We start from the raw sequence: 16179 nt of genomic DNA, 5'->3' as shown, positions 1-16179 counted from the left end.
CCGCGCCCCGCGTCGGGCGCCGTTTCAGTAAACTAGCATCTACACCGTTTCCGGTCTTTGGCAAATCGCCCGCTGCTTTATCAGCATTTGGTCCGAACTTGCCCTCTTAATCAATCCCCGCCTGCGACAATCCGCAGGCAGCGGCAACAAACCCTTATGAGCGCCCGTCCGGATCGACGGTCGTCGCCTTCGCTGCGACCGGCTTTTCATGCTCGAAGAACGTATAGGACAGCGTCAGGACCCTGATATCCTTGGTCTCTTCCGCCTCTACAATCGCCGGATCGACGAAGAAGACGACAGGCATGTCGAGCGTCTCCCCCGGCTGCAGCACCGTCTCGGTGAAACAGAAGCACTCCACCTTGTTGAAATAGGCGCCGGCCTGAAGCGGCGTAACGTTGAAGATCGCCTGCCCGAGTATGGGTTCGCTACTCTTGTTATGGGCGTTGAACATGACCTGCACCGTCTCGCCGATCTTCGGCGAAACAGACTTCTGCTCCGGCTTGAATTCCCAGTCCAGACCCGGCGCGACATTGGCGTCGAAGGTCACCTTGATCGTCTTGTCGAGCACCACGTTGGAATACTGCTCGACCCGCTGGGCCGTGCCGTTATACCCTGTAACCTGGCAGAATATGCGATAGAGCGGCACGGCGGCGAAGCTCATCGCGGTCATGCCGAACACGAAAACCAGGCACATCAGAACGATCGCGCCGTTATTGCGTTTGCCGCTCGCTTGCGTCATGTCGCCTCCTCAGGCCGCGCCGAACTTGACCATAGTGATGATGTAGAACAGCACCACGAGGCCGAACAGCACGAAGCCGAGCGCGATATTGCGCGCGCGCCGGGCCCGCTTCTGCTTGTCGGTCAATTTTACCGTTTCGATCATGGCTTCACCCGAAGACCAGCATGGCCGCGCGATCGACCATCAGGCCGGCGAAGATCGCCGCCAGATAGAAGATCGAAAACGCGAACATCTTCTTTGCCGGCACCATTTTGCTGTCGCCCTCGGCCATCGCCCGCACCTTCAGTGAATGGTAGACGAAGTAGCCGCCGAGCGCTGCTGCGAACACCGCGTAGAAGGGGCTCGCAAGCCCCGTCAGCGCCGGCGCGACGCCGGCGAACGCCGTCAGCACCGCGTAGACGACCATCTGGTTCTTGGTCGATTTTTCGCCGGCGACGTTCGGCATCATCGGGATGCCGACATCGTCGTAATCGCCCTTCTTGAAGAGCGCCAGCGCCCAGAAATGCGGCGGGGTCCACAGGAAGGTGATCGAAAACAGGATGATGCTGTCGAGCGAGATCGAGCCGGTTACCGCGGCCCAGCCGACCATGGGCGGGAAAGCGCCGGCCGCGCCGCCGATCACGATGTTCTGCGGCGTCGCCCGCTTCAGCCACATCGTGTAGAACACGGCGTAGTAGAAGATCGTGAAGGCAAGCAGTCCGGCGGCAAACCAGTTGACCGCAAGGCCGAGCGTGACCACCGAGAAACAGGCAAGCGCAATGCCGAAGGCGAGCGCCTCCTCGCGGCGAACCCGACCGGCCGGGATCGGCCGCTTCGCGGTGCGCGACATCACGGCATCGATATCGGCGTCGTACCACATGTTGAGCGCGCCGGCCGCGCCCGCGCCGACCGCGATACACAGGATGGCGATCGCGCCCATGACCGGGTTGATGGGCCCCGGCGCCAGAAACAGGCCGGCAAAGGCGGTAAACACCACCAGCGACATCACCCGCGGCTTCAGCAGCGCGAAATAATCCCGCCCGGTCGCTTCCGAAAGCGCGACATCGCCGCCGAAGTCGTTGTCGATTACTGTCATTGATCAGCTCTCATTTCAAAAAAGACCGCGCGCCCTTTGTCGGCGCGCGAGCTTTGTTGTTTGTGGCGCAGCCTTAGCGGATGCGCGGCAGCTCGGACCACTGGTGGTAGGGCGGCGGCGAGGAAAGCTGCCACTCGAGCGTGGTCGCGCCCGGACCCCACGGATTGTTGCCGGCGACCCGCTTCTTCGCGAAAGCCTCGGCAATGCCGAACAGGAAGATCAGAACGCCGATGGCCGAGATGTAGGAGCCATAGGACGATACAGCGTTCCAGCCGGCAAAGGCATCCGGATAGTCGATGTAACGGCGCGGCATGCCCGACAGGCCCAGGAAGTGCTGCGGGAAGAACACCAGGTTCACGCCGATGAACATTACCCAGAAATGGATATGGGCAACCTTCTCATTGTACATGTAGCCGGTGATCTTCGGGAACCAGTAGTACCAGCCGGCGAAGATCGCGAACACGGCGCCCAGCGACAGTACGTAGTGGAAGTGGGCAACCACATAATAGGTGTCGTGGAACGAGCGGTCGAGACCGGCATTGGCGAGCTGAACGCCCGTCACGCCGCCGACGGTGAACAGGAAGATGAAGCCGATCGCCCACACCATCGGCGCGCGGAACGAGATCGAACCGCCCCACATCGTCGCGATCCAGGAGAAGATCTTCACGCCCGTCGGCACCGCGATCACCATCGTGGCGAACACGAAGTAGCGCTGGGTGTCGAGCGACAGGCCGACCGTATACATGTGGTGGGCCCACACGATGAAGCCGACCGCGCCAATCGCGACCATGGCATAGGCCATGCCGAGATAGCCGAAGACCGGCTTCTTCGAGAAGGTCGAGATGATGTGGCTGATGATGCCGAAGGCCGGCAGGATCAGGATGTAGACTTCCGGGTGACCGAAGAACCAGAACAGATGCTGGAACAGGATCGGGTCGCCGCCGCCATCCGGCGCAAAGAAGGTCGTGCCGAAATTGCGGTCCGTCAGCAGCATGGTGATGCCGCCCGCCAGAACCGGCAGGGAGAGCAGCAGCAGGAAGGCGGTAACCAGAACCGACCAGGCGAACAGCGGCATCTTGTGCAGCGTCATGCCCGGCGCGCGCATGTTCAGGATGGTCGTGATGAAGTTGATCGCGCCGAGGATCGACGAAATACCGGCCACGTGCAGCGCGAAGATCGCCAGATCGACCGCCGGTCCCGGCATACCGCTGGTGGAGAACGGCGGATAAAGCGTCCAGCCGCCGCCAACGCCGTTGGAACCTGCCGGGCCTTCGACGAACATCGAAAGCAGAAGCAGCGCGAAGGCGGGAATGAGCAGCCAGAAGGAGATGTTGTTCAGACGCGGAAACGCCATGTCGGGCGCACCGATCATGATCGGGATCATCCAGTTGGCGAACCCGCCGATCAGCGCCGGCATCACCATGAAGAAGATCATGATCAGGCCGTGCGCGGTGGTGAACACGTTGTAGAGATGCTTGCCCTGGTCAATCGCGGCGGCACCGGCATCGCCGTAAACCATCGCGGCCAGGCCGTTGAAAATCTGGATGCCGGGCTCCTGCAATTCCATGCGCATGGCGACGGACAGAAGCCCGCCGATGATGCCCGCACAGATCGCGAAGATCAGGTAGAGCGTCCCGATATCCTTGTGGTTGGTCGAGAAAAGCCATCGCGCGGCAAAGCCGGGCTTATGGTCGTGATCGTGAGCGTGCGCTGCTTCGGCCATATCGCTCTCCTCAATTCTTGTCGGCGAGCATGACCGCGTCCGCGCCCTGCTCTTGATTGTCGATGCTTGCCATCAAAGCGCGGTTCGCGGCTTCGACGTCAGTGGCGGCGGAGGCCTGCCATGTGGTGAACTGCTCGGGCGAAACCGCGCGGATCGCGATCGGCATGAAGGCGTGGTCCTTGCCGCAGAGTTCCGAGCACTGACCGTAATAGATGCCTTCGGCCTCGGCCTTGAACCAGGTTTCGTTCAGGCGGCCGGGAATGGCGTCGATCTTGATGCCGAAAGCCGGCATCGCGAACGAGTGAATGACGTCGGTGGGGGCTGCGGTGACGAGCAGACGCACGGTCGCGCCGACCGGAACCACCATCTCGTTGTCGACGGCGAGAAGCCGCGGATAGACCGCCCTGTCTTCCTTGCCGTATTCGGCGCGCTGCTCATCCGTCAGCAGATAGGAGGCATAGGAAATCGCGCCGTCCTCGATCTCGGGATAGTCATAGCTCCACAGCCACTGGGTTGCCGTGGCCTTGACCGTCAGATCGGGCTCTTCCGGCATGGTGAGCTGATTGGTGAGCAGGTTGAACGACGGCACCGCCAGAAACAGAAGAATCAGCACGGGCGCGACGGTCCAGACGACTTCGATCGCGGTGTTGTGGCTGGTGCGCGACGCGGTCGGATTGCGCGATTCCCGGAATTTCACCATCACCAGGATCAGCAGCGCCAGCACCAGAAGCACGATCGGTACGATAAACCAGAGCGTATACTGCTCGAACCAGGTAATCTGATGCATGATCGGCGATGCCGCCGGCTGCAGGGTCATCTCCCACGGCTCAGGCTGCGCGGCGAAGGCGCTCCCGCTGCCCGCAAGACAGAGAAGACCTGTCATGCATGCTCTGGTTTTATTCATCACGTTGAATTCTCCCACCATTGTTTGACCTCGGTCAAACCGGATCCTGTTCGATTGCGCCAGAAGTAACAAAACCGCCCGTGGCGCGATAGCGCCATGATAGCATCTCACGACGCCGACGCACCCCTTGGCCGGCGAACAGGCGACACTATCGACCGGTTTTTCTCCCTCAGTCACAATTATGCCATAGCATTTGCCAATTTGAAGCGTCAAATTGTCTCACGCGGCATGCGCACCCACTGATATTTCGCCGCGCTTTCCCAGGTCAAGTCCTTCTTCAGCCGTTGAAAATTTCTTTTGAACGCGGCACAAAGCCCGGTATCGGAAAAGAGAGATATCAATTCACCCGAGGAGCCCGCGCCATGCCCGTATTTCCCGCAGATCATGCGCTTCGAAGGGTCGGCGCGCTGAGCCTCGCCTGCCTGCTGTTTTCAGCCGCCCTGCCCGCTCTCGCCCAGGAGGCCACGGATGACAGTGCTGCTGAAGCGTCGCAGGAAGCCGCAACGCCCGACGCCGAACCCGCCCCACAGCCGGCGCCGCCAGAGCCGCCGGCGGATAACAGCGTGGTCAGAGAGAATCACGGCGCATGGTCGATGGTCTGCGATCAGCCGCCGGGCTCCAGCGTCGAGCAATGCGCGCTGATGCAGAACGTGATCGCCGACGACCGCCCGGAAATCGGGCTCTCGATCGCGGTGCTTAAGACGGCCGACCGCGAGGCGAAACTGCTGCGCGTTCTGACCCCGCTCGGCGTCTTCCTGCCCGAGGGCATGAACCTGTTCGTCGACAACGTCGATATCGGCAAGGCGTATTTCTCGCGCTGCTATCTCGACGGCTGCTATGTCGAGGTCGATATCGACGACGATCTGATGCGGATCTTGCGCGCCGGAACCCAGGCGGTGTTCACGCTCAACTTCTCGGTCGACCAGAACTCGATCGGCATCCCGGTCGATCTCTCGGGCTTTGCCGAGGGCTATGACGCCCTGCCCTGATATCGCGGCGCGATCGTTCCTATATGGGACGCATGACGGACAAAAAGACGGAAACGACCATGACAGACCGCGACCTCCTCAGCCATTTCGATGCCGATGAAGCGACGATACGCGGCATTGTCGAAGACACGCTGCACGGCGCCGATGACGGCGAGCTCTACGTCGAATATTCGCAGAGCGAATCGCTGTCCTTCGACGATGGCAGGCTGAAGGGCGGCGCGTTCAACACCGGCCACGGCTTCGGCCTAAGGGCAGTCGCGGGCGATGCCAGCGGCTTTGCCCATGCCGGCGAATTGTCGCTCGGGGCGCTGAAGCGGGCGGCGGCCACCGCCAGGGCCGTGACCCACGGCTATGACGGCACCTATGCCGAACCGCCGCGGGGCACCAATACCAGGCTCTATTCCGAAGACAATCCGATCGGCGCGCCGTCGTTCGAAGAAAAAATCACGATGCTCGGCGAGATCGACGCCTATCTCAGAGAACGCGATCCGCGCGTGCGCCAGGTCTCCGCCTCGCTCGCCGCCAGCCATCAGATCGTCGATATCCTGCGCGCCGACGGCTATCGCGTCAGCGATGTCCGGCCGATGACGCGGCTCAACATCTCTGTGGTCGTCGGCGATGGCGACCGTCAGGAGACCGGCTCGTTCGGCATTGGCGGACGGCAGAGCTTCGCCGATCTGTTCGCGCGTCAGGACTGGCAGTCGGGCGCGGAAGAAGCGCTGCGCAAGGCCTTCGTGAATCTCGAGGCGATCGACGCGCCGGCCGGCACGATGGATGTCGTGCTCGGAAACGGCTGGCCGGGCGTGATGATCCACGAGGCGGTCGGCCACGGTCTCGAGGGCGATTTCAACCGCAAGGGGCTTTCGGCCTTTTCCGGCCTTGTCGGCCAGATGGTCGCGGCCCCCGGCGTCACCATCGTCGATGACGGCACGATCGAAAACCGTCGCGGCTCGATCTCGATCGATGACGAGGGCACCCCGTCCGGCTACAATGTGCTGATCGAAAACGGACGACTGACCGGCTATATGCAGGACCGCATGAACGCCCGGCTGATGGGCGTGGCGCCGACCGGCAATGGCCGCCGTCAGTCCTATTCCGACCTGCCGATGCCGCGCATGACCAATACCTACATGCTGGCCGGCGACAAGACCAAGGAAGAGATCATCGCCTCGGTCAAGAAGGGCATCTACGCCGTCACCTTCGGCGGCGGCCAGGTGGACATCACCTCCGGCCAGTTCGTGTTCGACTGCACCGAGGCCTATCTGATCGAAAACGGCAAGATCGGCGCGCCGATCAAGGGCGCAACGCTGATCGGCAACGGGCCGGATGCGATGAAGCGCGTTTCCATGGTCGGCAACGACCTCGCGCTCGACAACGGCATCGGCAATTGCGGCAAGGCCGGCCAATGGGTCCCCGTCGGCGTCGGCCAGCCGCATCTGCGCCTCGACCAGATCACCGTTGGCGGCACCAAGGCGTAGACGGCCTTAGCGGATTGTTTACGCCTTTCGGGCTCAATGCGCCCATGTATTGCGTAACCCCATCTTCCGCCGCCATGGCCTCTGCCGCACCCGACATCCGTCTCTATCGGGCGGAGGACAACGCCGTCCTTGTCGACATCTGGCATCGGGCCTCGTCCGTCGCCCATGATTTTCTGCCGGCCGAACTGCTCGTCGCGCAGAAGAAGCTGGTTGCAGAAAAATACCTGCCGGAAACCGAGACCTGGGTTGCGGTAAACGGGACTACGCCCGTCGGCTTCATCGGCCTTATCGACAGTTTCATCGGCGGCCTTTTCGTCTCGCCGGATTGCCAGGGCGGCGGCATCGGCTCGGCGCTGCTCGACCACGCCTTCCGTCTAAAGGGCCACCTGCTGCTGGAAGTCTATGCCGCCAACACCCGCGCGCTGGCCTTCTATCGCCGCCACGGCTTCTGCGGCATCAAGCGGCGGCAAACCGACGACAACGGCCTGCCCTTCCCGCTGATCATGATGCAAAAGCCGGTTCCGACGACGTGGCAGCGGTCGGACCGGTACGCTCAGGACTGACGTTACGGCGATTTGGAAAACACCAGCGCGGCGTTGACCCCACCGAAACCGAAGCCGTTCGAGAGAACATGCCGGATAGGCTTTTCCTTTGCGGCGAGCGGGGCCAGATCGTATCGATCAGCGGCCGCCTCCGGGTCATGGATATTGAGGCCGGGCGGAATAATCCCGTCCCGCAATGCCATGACAGAAAAAACCGCCTCGATCGCGCCGGCCGCCCCGAGAAGATGCCCGGTCGCCGATTTCGTCGACGTAACGGCAAGATCCTTGCCGCGCGCGGGGAAAACGCTGCCAATGGCGGCGATCTCGGCGGCATCGCCTACCGGCGTCGAGGTGGAATGAGCATTGATATAGTCGATCTCAGCGGCGTCGAGTTTTGCCATGGCGAGCGCCGAACGCATCGCTGCGGCGGCGTAGCGGCCCTCCGGGTGCCCGGCCGTCAGGTGATTGGCATCCGTGCTGGTGCCATAGCCGGCGACGACCGCCAGCGGCTCGGCTCCGCGCGCCCGGGCGTGGCTGAGGCGTTCGATCACCACGGTCGCCGCCCCCTCCGACAGCACGAAGCCATCATGTCCCTTGTCGAACGGACGCGAGGCGGCGGCTGGATCGTTGTTGTAATGCGTCGACAATGCGCGCGCCGCGCCGAAACCGCCGATCGAAACCGGATCGACGCAGGCATCGGTTCCGCCGCAGACGACGACATCCGCCTCATTGAAGGCAATCATCCGCATGCCGTCGCCGATCGCCTGCGCCGAGGCGGCACAGGCGGTGACCGGGCATCCGCTCGGTCCGTGAAAACCGTAGCGAATCGCGACATGCCCGGCAGCAAGGTTCGGGAGGAATGAAGGAACAATGAAAGGAGAGAGCCGCCGCGGGCCCCGCGCCTCCACCGTCTTCACCGCGTCAGTGATCGCCGGGAAGCCACCGACGCCGGTCGCAATCACCACGCCGGTGCGCGATTGCGCCGCCTCGTCCTCCGGCATCCAGCCAGCCTGCCGCAGCGCCTCATCGGTCGCCCCAAGCGAATACTGGATGAAGAGGTCCATCTTCTTCAGCTCTTTGGCCTCGATGAAATCGAGCGGATCGAAACCGTCCGGATCGTCCGTCTTTGCAGGAACCAGACCGGCCACCTTGCAGGCATAGGCCTCGGTATCGAAACGGGTATTGGCGACAATGCCGCTTTGCGCGGCAATCAGCCGGGACCAGTTGACGTCGACCCCGACGCCAAGCGGCGACACCGCGCCCATTCCGGTAATGACAATCGGATCATCAGAGAACATGCATCTCTCCTATCGTGTATATACACATTTCAGGGCAAAAAAATCACGCGCCCGCAAGGCGCGCCAGCGCCTCAAGATAGGCTACGGGATCGTGATCCTTCAGTTGCGCCTGCATTTCATCGCGCGCCTCACGCCACAACGGGATTGCAGCATCAAGCCGCCTTTCCCCCTCCTCCGTCAGCCGGCAGATTCGACCGTTGCCGCGCTCCGCCGTGGTTTTGACCACAAGGCCCTTGGCGATCAGAAGATCGATATTGCGCGTGAGCGTGGAACGGTCCATGGCGATCCGCCCGGCGAGCGCGTTGATGGACTTGCCCGGATTGCCGCGCATGACCGACAGCACGGAAAACTGCGCCACCGTCAAACCGAGCGGACGCAGCCGGTTGTCATAGCGTCGGGTGAGCACCCGCGCCGTCTTTACGGTGTTGAGTATGAGGCAGCTCGAAAGATCGTCCGCCGTCGGCTTCGTCCATGTCACGGAGACAACCTACGTTGCATATACACGATGTCAAGTGCGGAGAGCTTCAACCTCAGCCCTGTTCCTTCACAAACTCCGTCAGCACATCCACGATCAGCCCGTGATCGTCCTTGCTGGCAAGGCCCGAGACGGTGATCGCCGCGACGACGCCGACATGGCGGATGCGGATGGGAAAACTGCCGCCGTGATCGGCGTAGTCGGTAAGGTTCAGGCCGAGTTCGGGGCCGATGGTGCGGCCCTTGCGGCGGTGTTCCAGCTCGATCGCATAAGACGAACGGTGAAAGTGGAACACGACGTTCGATTTGCGCCGCGCCCACATGTCGTTGTCCGGCGCGGAACCCGGAAGGGCCGCATGAAACAGCGTCCGGCTCGGCGTGCGGATATCGATGACGACCGGCGCGTCGAGCGCCAGCGCACGGTCCACCAGCCGCTGGCCGAGATCCCAGGCATCGGTCTCGTCGAAGCGGGCGAGAACCAGCTTCTTCTCCTGGCCGGCGACCTGATCTTCAAGTTCGTTTGCCATCGATAACTCCCTCACGGATACATGCGGACCTTGTGCCAGCCGCCCTCGGCGGCATTGCGGCGGAATTCGATGCGGTCGTGCAGGCGGAACTTGCCGTCATGCCAGAACTCGATCGAGACCGGCTTCAGCCGGAAGCCCGACCAGTGCGCCGGGCGCGGTATCTCGCTGACGCCGTATTTCGCCGTGGTCTTGGCAACCGCCCTTTCGAGCGCGAAGCGGCTTTCCAGCGTGCGCGACTGTTTCGAGGCCCAGGCGCCGATGCGGCTGCCGCGCGGGCGCGACTGGAAATAGGCATCCGCCTCCGCGTCGGTCACCACCTCCACGGGGCCGCGCAGCCGGATCTGGCGGCGCAGCGATTTCCAGTGAAAACACATCGCCGCCTTCGGTTGGCCAAGAAGCTCCCTGCCCTTCTGGCTTTCGAAATTGGTGTAGAACACGAAACCGTTGGCGTCGAATTCCTTCATCAGCACCATGCGCACATTGGGCAGGCCGTCCTCGTCGACGGTCGCGACCGCCACCGCGTTCGGATCATTGGGCTCGCTCGCCTCGGCATCCTTGAGCCATTTGGCGAACAGTTCGAAGGGGTCGTTCTCCTCGGTGAAATCAGCCTTGCCGCCGTCGTCAGCCATCGTCGTCACTCCCGATCATGTTTCGCCTGCCGCACGGTCACAATCAAATCGCGGAAAAATCGCGCCGGATGTCCGTCCCGGCAAGCGAGAGAATGGATATGAGAGAAGACCAAACCGCGGCGCCTTGCAAGCGGCGTTTCGCCGGCGAAAGCGCCATCGACGCGGAAAGGTCAGCTTGAACCGATTAGCCGCCTATGCCATAGGCAGAAACCAGATGAGTTTCAAGGAGCATCGACACATGGCGGAAGCAACCGGCCTCATGAAAGGCAAACGCGGCATTATTCTCGGTGTCGCCAATAACCGTTCGATTGCATGGGGCATTGCCAAAGCATGTCACGACGCCGGAGCCGAGATCGCGCTGACCTGGCAGGGCGACAACCTCAAGAAGCGCGTCGAGCCGCTCGCAAACGAGCTCAACGCCCTGATGGCCGGCCATTGCGATGTTACGGACCCTGCAAGCATTGAAGCGGTTTTCGCCACGCTCGAGCAGGAATGGGGCAAGATCGACTTCGTCGTCCACGCCATCGCATTTTCCGACAAGGAGGAGCTCACCGGCCGCTATATCGACACCTCGCGCGAGAATTTCGCGAAATCGATGGATATCTCGGTCTATTCTTTCACCGCGATCGCGCGCCGCGCCGAGAAGATGATGAATGACGGCGGCTCGATGCTCACGCTGACCTATTACGGCGCCGAGAAAGTGATGCCGCATTACAATGTCATGGGCGTCGCCAAGGCCGCGCTGGAAGCCAGCGTGCGCTACATGGCCGTTGATGTCGGCGGTCGCGGCATTCGCGTCAACGCGATCTCCGCAGGCCCGATCAAGACGCTGGCAGGCTCGGCGATCGGCGATTTCCGCTACATTTTGAAGTGGAACGAATACAATTCGCCGCTGAAGCGCAATTGCACGATCGACGAGGTCGGCAACACCGCGCTGTTCCTGCTGTCGGACCTGTCCACCTCGGTCACCGGCGAAGTGCTGCATGCCGATTCGGGCTATCACGTGGTCGGCATGAAGGCCGTCGACGCGCCGGACATTTCGGTGGTCAAGGACTGAGCGGCACCTGGCCAGAGAGGGCGCGGACCATCCCGCGCCTTTTTCTTTCAGGTGTCTTCAGCGCCATATCGGTCCGCCGAAAAGTGTGCAAAACCCCCTCCTCCTTTTGAACTTTCGCATCCGCCTGTAATGAAAGTTGATCGGGCGACGCGCCAGCAACCACGGGACGCTGAAATTGCAGATCTATGTCATCCGCCACGGCCAGACGGACTGGAACGCCGAATACCGGCTTCAGGGCCAGCAGGACATACCGCTCAACGATACGGGCCGCAGCCAGGCCAATGGCAATGGCAGTGAACTCGCCGAGATTCTCGGCGCCGACGCCCATCGCTTCGACTTCGTCGCAAGCCCGCTTTCCAGAACCCGCGAGACGATGGAGCGCGTGCGCGCCGCCATGGGGCTGACGCCTGAACTCTACCGCACCGACGACCGGCTGAAGGAACTCTCCTTCGGCGACTGGGAGGGCCGCACGCTGAAGGAACTCTCGACGGTCAGCCCGGCGCTTCTCGAGGAGCGCGAAAAGGACAAATGGTCTTTCGTGCCGCCCGGCGACGATGCCGAGAGCTATGAAATCCTGTCATGGCGGGTGGGCGCCTGGCTGAAGGACGTGGTGGGGCCGACGGTCTGCGTCGCCCATGGCGGGGTCATCCGCTCGCTGTTCCGGATCGTCGGCGGCGCTACTCCGGCCGAGGCCGCCGAACTTGCGATCCCGCAGGACAATATCCTGCGCCTCGATCCGGAGACGGGCGTCATCGGCTGGATTGTGTAGCGTCGAGCCTTTTCCTCCTCGACCAATTGCTATAGAGCCGAGCCCTAGAGACTTACGGGCTGGCGGAGGTTTTTGATGTCGCACAACACATTCGGACACATGTTCCGCGTCACCACCTGGGGCGAGAGCCACGGGCCGGCGCTTGGCTGTGTCGTCGATGGCTGCCCGCCCGGCATCGCCTTCACGCTTTCCGACATCCAGACCTATCTCGACCGCCGCAAGCCCGGCCAGTCGCGCTTCGTCACCCAGCGCCGCGAGGCCGATGAGGTGAAGGTGCTTTCCGGCGTGCTGCCGCAGGACGACGGCATCACTTTCGTCACCACCGGCACGCCGATCTCGCTGATGATCGAGAACACCGACCAGCGCTCCAAGGATTACGGCGAGATCGCCCGGCAGTACCGCCCCGGCCATGCCGATTACACCTATGACGTCAAATACGGCCTGCGCGATTATCGCGGCGGCGGGCGTTCGTCGGCGCGCGAGACGGCGGCCCGCGTCGCCGCCGGCGCGATCGCCCGCAAGGTGCTGCCCGAAGTAACCTATCGCGGCGCGCTGGTGCAGATCGGCAAGCACAGAATCAACCGCGACAACTGGGACTGGAACGCGGTCGGCAACAACGCCTTCTTCTGCCCCGACCCCGAAATGGTGCCGGTCTGGGAAGACTATCTCGATGAAATCCGCAAGGCCGGCTCCTCCGTCGGCGCGGTGGTAGAAGTGGTCGCCGAGGGCGTGCCTGCCGGCCTTGGCGCGCCGATCTACGCCAAGCTCGACCAGGAGATCGCCGCCGGCCTGATGTCGATCAACGCCGTCAAGGGCGTCGAGATCGGCGAGGGCTTCAATGCCGCCGAACTCACCGGCGAGGAAAACGCCGACGAGATGCGGATCGGAAACGATGGCCGGCCGCGGTTTCTCTCCAACCATGCCGGCGGCATTCTCGGCGGGATTTCCACCGGAGAGCCGATCGTCGCCCGCTTCGCCGTGAAGCCGACCTCTTCGATCCTGACCACGCGCCAGACGATCGACAAGGACGGCAAGGAAGTCGACCTGCGCACCAAGGGCCGTCACGACCCCTGCGTCGGCATTCGCGCGGTCCCGATCGGCGAGGCCATGCTTGCATGCACGATCGCCGATCACTATCTGCGGGATCGCGGCCAGACCGGCCGGCTCGACTGACGAGCATTGCCTTCGGCGCGTCATTCTGAAACAGTCGGGGCTTCACGGAGACGATCATGGCAGACCACGCCGAACATCATCGCTACGGCGACAAACGCGACCGCCCGCTTACCCCGGCGATCCTCAACGGGCTGAAATGTCGTTGCCCGAACTGTGGCGAGGGCAAGCTGTTTTCGCGTTTCCTAAAAACCGTCGATGCCTGCGCGGCGTGCGGCACCGAAATTCATCATCACCGCGCCGATGACCTGCCGGCCTATCTCGTCATCCTGATCCTCGGCCATTTCATGGTCGGCGGCTACATGACCGGCGCGGAGTTGCTGGATGTGCCGGACTGGGTCCATCTTGCCATCTGGGTGCCGCTTACGGCGATCGCCGCCTTCGCTATCATCCAGCCTATCAAGGGCGCCGTCGTCGGCCTGCAATGGGCGCTGAAGATGCACGGCTTCGACGGCAAGGGCGACGACCAGCCGGCCGAATACTGACGCGCCGGCTGTCTTCCACCGGCATCATCGTGGTCCGTCTCAAGCAGCAATCTCCGACGCGCAGACCCTGTTCTTCCCCTCACTCTTGGCGCGGTAGAGCGCGTCGTCGGCGCGGGCATAGAGTTCGCTCTGCGCTTCGCCCGGTATAACCGATGCCACGCCGGCCGAGCAGGAGTAGAAAAATTCGGGGTGATCCGGGAATGGACGCAGCGAACTGATCTGCGCCAGCATGCGGTTGATGATCACGATCGCTTCCGCGCCGGTCGTAGCCGGCAGCACAAGGCCGAACTCCTCGCCGCCCAGACGTCCGAAACAATCGGTCCTGCGCACCTGCAGCGAGATCTCTCGGGCGAAGTCGATCAGCAGCCGGTCGCCGGCAAAGTGGCCGAAACGATCATTGACCTGTTTGAAATTATCGAGATCGAGAATCGCGAAACAGCCGGGACGACCATTGGCGGCCGCGCCGTCCCGGGCGATCATGTCGTTCAGCCGCTCCATCACGAAGCGCCGGTTGGCGATCCCCGTCAGGTCGTCGGTCAGCGAGCGCCTCAACGCGATATCGCGCTCCTGTCGTAACATGCTGTCCTTGACGAGCAGCTTGGTGATGTCGCTGGCGATGCAGATCATCCAGCCGTCCTCGTCGACGGTTTCCGTCATCCACAGCCAGCTCCCGTCATGCACATCCGTCTCGAAGGCGCGGAACGGCACCTTGCCGCGACGCGACAGCGTGCCCTTCAGCCAGAGTTCGAAATCGGCCTCGCCGATAATCGTCCCGCGGCGCGCCTCGAAATTGCGCCGCATCATATCGCCCCAGTACGGATACTCGTCCTCCGCGAGGAAGAACGCCGCCCGGTACAGCCGATTGGCATAGACCAGAACATCGTTTTCATCGAAAACCGCGAACATGACACCCGATGTCTCGACGAAACGCAGAATTTTTCTCAGTTTTCGTTCCATATCGGCGCGATCGTTGTTTTGGCCCGCACTACTTCGAAACTAATCTCAGATATGGGCCGGTTGAGACACAGAACAAGCATCCGCCCTAAACCAACTCTCAGTTTATCCGTGGCCGACGCCCAGCCAGATGACATGCTTGGCGCCGCGGCGTTTGGCATTGGCGCGAACGGTCCGGACCTCCGTGGCAAAGTCGGCTTTCTCCATCCTGGCGGTGAAGCGCGGATCCGGGCCGGACGACCAGACCGCGAGAACGCCGCCGGGCCGCAGCGCCCTTGCGGATCGCCCAAGCCCGCCGGCATCATAAAGTCGGTCGTTGGAGGCGCGCGTCAGCCCGTCCGGACCGTTGTCGACATCGAGCAGGATCGCGTCGAATGCCGATTTAGATTTCTCGATCAGGCTGGCGACATCGCCGGTATGAATTTCAACGCGGGGATCATCGAGCGAGTCTTTGAAGACTTCGGCCATCTCGCCGCGCGCCCATTTCACCACCGCCGGCACCAGTTCGGCCACCACGACCCTGGCATCGTCCGGCAGAACGGCAAGGGCGGCGCGCAGCGTGAACCCCATGCCGAGCCCGCCGATCAGCACCACCGACGCCTTGCGCCCGGCCAGCTTCGCGCAGGACAATTCCGCCAGCGCCTCCTCGGACCCGGAAAGCCGGCTGTTCATCAACTCGTTCGCGCCGAGCATGATCGAGAACTCGTCGCCGCGGCGCTTGAGCCGCAGCGCGGCTTTCTCGCCGGGAATGGCGGCGCTATCAAGTTCTATCCAGGGAATCATGGCTGCGGTCGACTGGTGGTTTACGGGTAAGGCTTGTTTGCCCCTCCTAACTCGCGCAAAAACGCGCCCACTGCAACGCGGCCGACGAAGAAATGCGACAAGTTCGGCTTTTGGAACGGCTCCGTATTGACTTTTACGCCAGGATTCGTAGTGTCCCGCCAGATTTTGCCGTGGCCACCGGTCCGGCGAGCATGCGAGGCGTCCGTTGCGGGCGCTTCTTGATTTTCAAATTAAAGTCCGGGCGTACCGGTTCCGTTTTCCATCAGGGAGAGCGGATTGCTCTTGAAGGCGGAATAAAATGGCAAAGGCAACAACGATCAAGATCAAGCTGCTGTCGACGGCAGACACCGGCTTTTTCTACGTCACCAAGAAGAACAGCCGCACGATGACGGAAAAGATGGTCAAGACCAAATACGATCCGATCGCGCGCAAGCATGTCGAATTCAAGGAAGCCAAGATCAAGTAATTCCGGCTTTCCATCGGCATTTTTTTAACGCGTGGGCTCTCGCCCGCGCGTTTTTCGTTTGTGGGCTAGAGCGTCGGGCGATTAGTCTGCAACGCATGCTGTTGATTTGAAGTAGTT

General features: G+C 62.2%; 19 protein-coding genes. 8 read left to right on the top strand and 11 right to left on the bottom strand.

Annotated features, from left to right (window positions below; translation table 11 throughout):
* Positions 1–154: 154 nt before the first annotated feature.
* The 5 genes from V6766_RS24075 to coxB all read right to left on the bottom strand — a co-directional run bounded on the left by V6766_RS24075 (position 155) and on the right by coxB (position 4444).
* Positions 155–739, bottom strand: coding sequence for a cytochrome c oxidase assembly protein (locus V6766_RS24075; RefSeq protein ID WP_448470791.1), 585 nt, complete (start codon positions 737–739; stop codon positions 155–157).
* A 9-nt stretch (positions 740–748) separates the two neighbouring features.
* Positions 749–883: a hypothetical protein gene (locus V6766_RS24070; RefSeq protein WP_018066523.1), complete on the bottom strand. Its 135-nt coding sequence runs from the start codon at positions 881–883 to the stop codon at positions 749–751.
* A gap of 4 nt (positions 884–887) precedes the next feature.
* On the bottom strand, positions 888–1814 hold the full coding sequence (locus V6766_RS24065) for a heme o synthase (protein ID WP_448470790.1): 927 nt from the start codon (positions 1812–1814) through the stop codon (positions 888–890).
* A 73-nt stretch (positions 1815–1887) separates the two neighbouring features.
* The gene (gene ctaD, locus V6766_RS24060) at positions 1888–3537 is read right to left on the bottom strand and encodes a cytochrome c oxidase subunit I (RefSeq protein WP_448470789.1); all 1650 of its coding nucleotides are present in this window, start codon (positions 3535–3537) and stop codon (positions 1888–1890) included.
* Positions 3538–3547: 10 nt separating this feature from the next.
* Positions 3548–4444, bottom strand: coding sequence for a cytochrome c oxidase subunit II (gene coxB / locus V6766_RS24055; RefSeq protein ID WP_448470788.1), 897 nt, complete (start codon positions 4442–4444; stop codon positions 3548–3550).
* A gap of 359 nt (positions 4445–4803) precedes the next feature.
* On the opposite strand from coxB, the gene V6766_RS24050 reads away from it, so the two are divergent.
* Genes V6766_RS24050 through V6766_RS24040 form a run of 3 tightly spaced genes read left to right on the top strand, consistent with a single transcriptional unit; the run spans position 4804 to position 7471 of the window.
* Complete coding sequence (locus V6766_RS24050; RefSeq protein WP_448470787.1) at positions 4804–5430, top strand: invasion associated locus B family protein; 627 nt, start codon at positions 4804–4806, stop codon at positions 5428–5430.
* A 59-nt stretch (positions 5431–5489) separates the two neighbouring features.
* Positions 5490–6908 (top strand): metalloprotease TldD, encoded by a 1419-nt coding sequence (gene tldD, locus V6766_RS24045; protein ID WP_448470786.1) that lies wholly within the window; start codon positions 5490–5492, stop codon positions 6906–6908.
* A gap of 44 nt (positions 6909–6952) precedes the next feature.
* Complete coding sequence (locus V6766_RS24040) at positions 6953–7471, top strand: GNAT family N-acetyltransferase (RefSeq protein WP_448470785.1); 519 nt, start codon at positions 6953–6955, stop codon at positions 7469–7471.
* 2 nt (positions 7472–7473) lie between these two features.
* On the opposite strand, the gene fabF is transcribed toward V6766_RS24040, so the two are convergent.
* From fabF to pdxH, 4 genes are read right to left on the bottom strand one after another with little or no spacing between them, the layout of a single operon-like run.
* On the bottom strand, positions 7474–8748 hold the full coding sequence (fabF, locus tag V6766_RS24035) for a beta-ketoacyl-ACP synthase II (RefSeq protein WP_448470784.1): 1275 nt from the start codon (positions 8746–8748) through the stop codon (positions 7474–7476).
* 43 nt (positions 8749–8791) lie between these two features.
* Positions 8792–9226, bottom strand: a complete 435-nt coding sequence (locus V6766_RS24030; RefSeq protein ID WP_448470783.1) for a MarR family winged helix-turn-helix transcriptional regulator — start codon at positions 9224–9226, stop codon at positions 8792–8794.
* A 52-nt stretch (positions 9227–9278) separates the two neighbouring features.
* On the bottom strand, positions 9279–9749 hold the full coding sequence (locus V6766_RS24025) for a heme-degrading domain-containing protein (protein WP_448470782.1): 471 nt from the start codon (positions 9747–9749) through the stop codon (positions 9279–9281).
* 11 nt (positions 9750–9760) lie between these two features.
* Positions 9761–10378 carry a pyridoxamine 5'-phosphate oxidase gene (gene pdxH / locus V6766_RS24020; RefSeq protein WP_448470781.1) on the bottom strand — a complete coding sequence of 206 codons (618 nt, stop codon included), beginning with the start codon at positions 10376–10378 and terminating at the stop codon, positions 9761–9763.
* Positions 10379–10616: 238 nt separating this feature from the next.
* On the opposite strand from pdxH, the gene fabI reads away from it, so the two are divergent.
* The 4 genes from fabI (at position 10617) to V6766_RS24000 (ending at position 13859) form a co-directional block, all read left to right on the top strand.
* Positions 10617–11435: an enoyl-ACP reductase FabI gene (gene fabI, locus V6766_RS24015; RefSeq protein WP_448470780.1), complete on the top strand. Its 819-nt coding sequence runs from the start codon at positions 10617–10619 to the stop codon at positions 11433–11435.
* 175 nt (positions 11436–11610) lie between these two features.
* Entirely contained in the window at positions 11611–12204 is a 594-nt protein-coding gene (locus V6766_RS24010) for a histidine phosphatase family protein (RefSeq protein ID WP_448470779.1), read from the top strand.
* Between the two features lie 75 nt (positions 12205–12279).
* Positions 12280–13377: a chorismate synthase gene (gene aroC / locus V6766_RS24005; protein WP_448470778.1), complete on the top strand. Its 1098-nt coding sequence runs from the start codon at positions 12280–12282 to the stop codon at positions 13375–13377.
* Between the two features lie 56 nt (positions 13378–13433).
* Entirely contained in the window at positions 13434–13859 is a 426-nt protein-coding gene (locus V6766_RS24000; RefSeq protein ID WP_448470777.1) for a DUF983 domain-containing protein, read from the top strand.
* A gap of 39 nt (positions 13860–13898) precedes the next feature.
* Here the strand turns inward: V6766_RS24000 and V6766_RS23995 are convergent, their stop codons facing one another.
* Both V6766_RS23995 and V6766_RS23990 read right to left on the bottom strand, forming a co-directional pair.
* Positions 13899–14816, bottom strand: coding sequence for a sensor domain-containing diguanylate cyclase (locus V6766_RS23995; RefSeq protein WP_448470776.1), 918 nt, complete (start codon positions 14814–14816; stop codon positions 13899–13901).
* A gap of 102 nt (positions 14817–14918) precedes the next feature.
* Complete coding sequence (locus tag V6766_RS23990) at positions 14919–15596, bottom strand: spermidine synthase (RefSeq protein ID WP_448470775.1); 678 nt, start codon at positions 15594–15596, stop codon at positions 14919–14921.
* A 298-nt stretch (positions 15597–15894) separates the two neighbouring features.
* Here V6766_RS23990 and rpmG point away from each other — a divergent pair, with 298 nt between their 5' ends.
* Complete coding sequence (gene rpmG / locus V6766_RS23985) at positions 15895–16062, top strand: 50S ribosomal protein L33 (RefSeq protein WP_018066542.1); 168 nt, start codon at positions 15895–15897, stop codon at positions 16060–16062.
* Positions 16063–16179 lie beyond the last annotated feature (117 nt).

Source organism: Martelella sp. AMO21009 (genome assembly GCF_053484295.1).
The sequence above is the reverse complement of the archived record's forward strand: the minus strand, read 5'-3'. Positions and strand labels throughout refer to the sequence as shown.